General features: G+C 66.4%; 4 protein-coding genes and 2 tRNA genes. 4 read left to right on the top strand and 2 right to left on the bottom strand.

The window, feature by feature from the left end:
- On the bottom strand, positions 1–166 hold a 166-nt coding region (locus AC1VAN_RS18120), incomplete at its 3' end, for an SDR family NAD(P)-dependent oxidoreductase (RefSeq protein WP_480986369.1).
- Positions 167–298: 132 nt separating this feature from the next.
- Here AC1VAN_RS18120 and AC1VAN_RS18115 point away from each other — a divergent pair.
- Positions 299–1,141, top strand: a complete 843-nt coding sequence (locus AC1VAN_RS18115) for a bifunctional transcriptional activator/DNA repair enzyme AdaA (RefSeq protein WP_480986368.1) — start codon at positions 299–301, stop codon at positions 1,139–1,141.
- 9 nt (positions 1,142–1,150) lie between these two features.
- On the opposite strand, the gene AC1VAN_RS18110 is transcribed toward AC1VAN_RS18115, so the two are convergent.
- Positions 1,151–2,170, bottom strand: a complete 1,020-nt coding sequence (locus AC1VAN_RS18110) for an NADP-dependent oxidoreductase (RefSeq protein ID WP_033831605.1) — start codon at positions 2,168–2,170, stop codon at positions 1,151–1,153.
- A gap of 114 nt (positions 2,171–2,284) precedes the next feature.
- Here AC1VAN_RS18110 and AC1VAN_RS18105 point away from each other — a divergent pair.
- The 3 genes from AC1VAN_RS18105 to AC1VAN_RS18095 form a co-directional block, all read left to right on the top strand.
- Positions 2,285–2,360 (top strand) — tRNA-Phe (locus AC1VAN_RS18105).
- Between the two features lie 42 nt (positions 2,361–2,402).
- Positions 2,403–2,478: transfer RNA gene (locus AC1VAN_RS18100), tRNA-Phe, on the top strand.
- A 174-nt stretch (positions 2,479–2,652) separates the two neighbouring features.
- Positions 2,653–2,945 (top strand): lipocalin family protein (locus tag AC1VAN_RS18095; RefSeq protein WP_480986367.1); only part of this gene is annotated, 293 nt, incomplete at its 3' end.

Here is a 2,945-nt window from a genome sequence, read left to right as displayed (position 1 = left end):
CTTCGCCGCCGCTTGCGCGGATCTGCGCAGCCAGTTCATGAAGCGGCTGTGGGCGCCGCGCATTGAGGACCAGTCGCGCGCCCTCAGCAGCGAAACGCAGCGCGCTGGCGCGGCCAATGCCGGCGCTGGCGCCGGTGATGAGGATGATCTTGTCGTGCAGCCGCATGGATGTGCTCCGGGTTGGGATATGCCTGCAACCATGCGCCTGCACGGCCACGCGGACACTCCGTTTCCAGACCCGGCCGGCGGGTGCAGGAAACGGAGTTTCCACTGCCCTGGTGCATGCCAGAATCACGACATGGACAGCACCGCCGATATCGATCTGGATGCCCGTATTGAACGGGTCTGCCGTCATCTGCAGACCAGCGTTGACGAACCGTCGCTGCAGGAACTGGCCGACATCGCCGGCTGCAGCCCGTCCCGCCTGCATCGCCTGTTCAAGCAAGCCACCGGCGTGACCCCGAAGCAGTACGCCACTGCCCTGCGCGCCGACCGCCTGCGCGAAGGGCTGCAACGCCAGGACCGGATCACCGATGCCTTCCACGAGGCGGGATTCGGTTCCAGCGGACGCTTCTACGAAAATGCCCCCCGCCTGTTGGGGATGACACCCAAGCGCTGGCGCGCGGGTGGCGGCGGCGAGGTCATCCGATTCGCGATTGCACAGAGCACGCTGGGCAGCGTACTGGTGGCAAGCAGMAGCACCGGCGTGGTCGCGATCCTGCTGGGCGATGATCCAGAAGCGTTGCTGCACTCCCTGCAGCAGCGCTTTCGGCAAGCTGAACTGGTGGGTGCTGACCGGGGTTACGAACATCTCATCGCCCAGGTCATCGGCCTGGTCGAAGAGCCCGCACGCGGCACCGCGCTGCCGCTGGATATCCGTGGCACCGCCTTCCAGCAGCGGGTATGGCAGGCACTGCAGCGCATTCCGCACGGGCAGACCGCGTCCTACGCCGACATCGCAGCGCGCATCGGCGCGCCGCGTGCCAGTCGCGCGGTAGCCCGCGCCTGTGCCAGCAATCCTCTCGCAGTGGCGGTGCCCTGCCACCGCGTGGTGCGGCGCGACGGAGATCTGTCCGGCTATGCCTGGGGCGTGGAACGCAAGCGCGAACTGCTGCGGCGGGAAAAGATGACCCGTCGCTGACGCGGTCGCTCAATCCAGCTTCACCACCAGCTTGCCGAAGTTGCGCCCCTGCAGCAGGCCGAAGAAGGCTTCGGGTGCATTTTCCAGGCCCTGCACGACGTCTTCGCGGTACTTGATGCGCCCATCGCGCAGCCACTGCGGCATGTCGCGCTCGAATTCCGGCCACAGATGCTTGAAGTCATGCACGATGAAGCCACGCACGGTCAGGCGCTGGCGCAGGATCTGGCTGAACAGCGCTGGCAGCCGATCCGGTCCGGGCTGCGCGACGCCGCGGGCGTTGTAGGTGGCGATGGTGCCGCACACCGGAATGCGCGCGAAATCATTGAGCAGCGGCAGCACGGCATCGAGCACATGGCCACCCACGTTCTCGAAGTACACGTCGATGCCATCCGGCACGGCAGCGCGCAGCTGTTCGGCAAAACCAGAGGCGCGATGGTCCAGCGCCACGTCCACGCCCAGTGTTTCCAGATACGCACGCTTGGCCTCACCGCCGGCGATGGCAACTACGCGCGCGCCCTGCAGCTTTGCCAACTGGGCCACGGTGGCGCCGACCGGTCCACTGGCAGCGGCCACCACCAGGGTCTCGCCGGGTTGCAGCTTGCCGATTTCGATCAGGCTGGAGTACGCGGTGAACCCCGGCATGCCGTACACGCCCAACGCTGTGCTCAGCGGCAGCCCGGCCGGATCCAGGTGCCGGCTGATCGCATCACCCGCCACCACGGCATGCGTCTGCCAGCCACCGGGGGCCAGCACCAGCTCGCCCACCGCCAGGCCAGGCGCCTGCGACTGCAGCACCTCGGCCACGGTCTGGCCCTCCATCACCGCATCCACTGCCACCGGCGGTGCGTACGACGGGCCATCGTCCATGCGTCCGCGCATGTACGGGTCCAGCGACAGGTAGCGGTTGCGCAGCAGCACCTGGCCCGGGGCCAATGCCGGCAGCGGCACCTGTTCGAGGCGGAAATTGGCGGCGACCGGCGCACCTTGCGGGCGCGAGGCAAGCACAATGCGGGTAGTTGAATCGGACATGTCCAATGGCTCTGCTGCGGGCAGCGTCGGGRGAGGAACCGCGACAGTACGCCGCGCCCTGCCCTCGTGGGTGCCATGAAAACAGCGTTCCATCGGTGCCTTCCCCGCTCCCATGGCCGAGTAGCTCAGTTGGTAGAGCAGGGGATTGAAAATCCCCGTGTCGGCGGTTCGATTCCGTCCTCGGCCACCACTTTCGAAGACCTGCAGAAATGCGGGTCTTTTTTTTCTACATGGCCGAGTAGCTCAGTTGGTAGAGCAGGGGATTGAAAATCCCCGTGTCGGCGGTTCGATTCCGTCCTCGGCCACCATGTTCAAAGACCTGCAGAAATGCAGGTCTTTTTTTTGTCCGTGACGTTCCGTCCACGCACGACATGGATCGCGCCGCATCGATCCTGCGCGGATGCGGCACGTGGGTTGACGAAACATTCACACCTCCGCGTGCTGTGCAACCTACGCTCCAGACTCCTGCCCGGAGCCGMCCMATGCRCYTGCRCCCTGCCCTGCTCGCCTGCCTGCTGCTTTTCGCCGCACCGGCACTCGCTGCCGAGCCCGTGCGCGCGGTCAGCGAACTGGACATCGATCGCTATGCCGGCCAGTGGCACGAGATCGCACATCTGCCGGTGTCGTTCCAGAAGCAGTGCGTGGGCGAGATCACTGCCAACTACGGGCTGCGCCGCGATGGCCGGATCAGCGTCACCAACGCCTGCCGCAAGGCCGATGGCGAGCGGATTGTCGCCGAGGGTGTGGCGCGGCCCGTTGCGGGGCAGCCCGGCCA

Source organism: Stenotrophomonas sp. 05L44_2 (assembly GCF_056665995.1).
This window is presented reverse-complemented; position numbering and strand designations above follow the sequence as displayed.